1 protein-coding gene is annotated in these 897 nt (G+C 71.1%); it reads right to left on the reverse strand.

The features are described from left to right. Positions 1 to 337 precede the first annotated feature (337 nt). Entirely contained in the window at positions 338 to 736 is a 399-nt protein-coding gene (locus D8M34_RS18220) for a DNA cytosine methyltransferase (RefSeq protein ID WP_126894721.1), read from the reverse strand. Between the last annotated feature and the right edge of the window lie 161 nt (positions 737 to 897).

Genomic DNA, 897 nt, shown 5'->3' on the forward strand with positions numbered 1-897 from the left:
GGCTGTCCGCACCTGGCGTCGGTCCCGTGAGGGTCGGCTGCGGCGCCTTCGCGGCTGCCCGTGCCACGTCTCGGGCGACCTGGTCGAGGCCCGTGAGTCGTTGCTGGCACCAGGCGGCGAGGGCCCCGGCGCGGAGTGCTGTCGTCAGCGGCACGGCGGACTCTCACTCTCCCCGGTCGTCCTCTCTGCTCTTCACTCTCCACGGTCTGGCATCGAAGGATGCATCGGGCGTGGCGACGGCCCAGACCGGAGCCCGGTGGCTCCTGGCGATCGTGCCGTCAGGAGCCACCGGGCTGCGAGGGCCTGGTGGCGGTCGGACACCACCAGGCGCCGCGGATCAGGCGGCGGTGGGCACGGGGGACTCGACCGGCGTACCGCGGATCGCCTCGACCACGGCGGCCACCAGGTCGCGGGCGACCGGCGGGGTCACTGCGTTGCCCGCCATCCGCACCTGGTGCCGCTTCGTTCCGAGCAGGACGTAGTGGGGAGCGAAGGCCATGCCCTCCTTGATCTCCCCCGGGCGCAGCATCCGGAACAGGCAGTCCTCGACGTCCAGCCCGGCCGCGCCGGCCATGAGCGCATCGCCCTCGACCGTCGTCTGAGTGGCGAGCGGGCTGGTCGCCGTTGCCCGGATGCGGCCGGTGTCGTACGCGTAGAGCATCCCCGGGCTCCAGACCAGGGGCTGGTGGCCGGCGCTGGTGATGGTGCGCGCAGGCTCGCTGGTCGGGGTGCTCATCTCGGCTCCGACGCTGTTGTTCCGCATCAGCAGTACGTGGTGGGTTTGTTGGACGGCGCTCAAGATCCCCACATCGGCGGCGGTTTTCAGGCGTTGTGTCTGCCGACGGATTGTGGTGCGTGTTGCGGGTGAGTCGGTGTTCGTGTGGAGCGGCACTGTGC

The sequence above is a fragment of the Microbacterium sp. HSID17254 genome (genome assembly GCF_003989315.1).
In the GTDB taxonomy this organism is placed as follows: Bacteria; Actinomycetota; Actinomycetes; order Actinomycetales; family Microbacteriaceae; genus Microbacterium.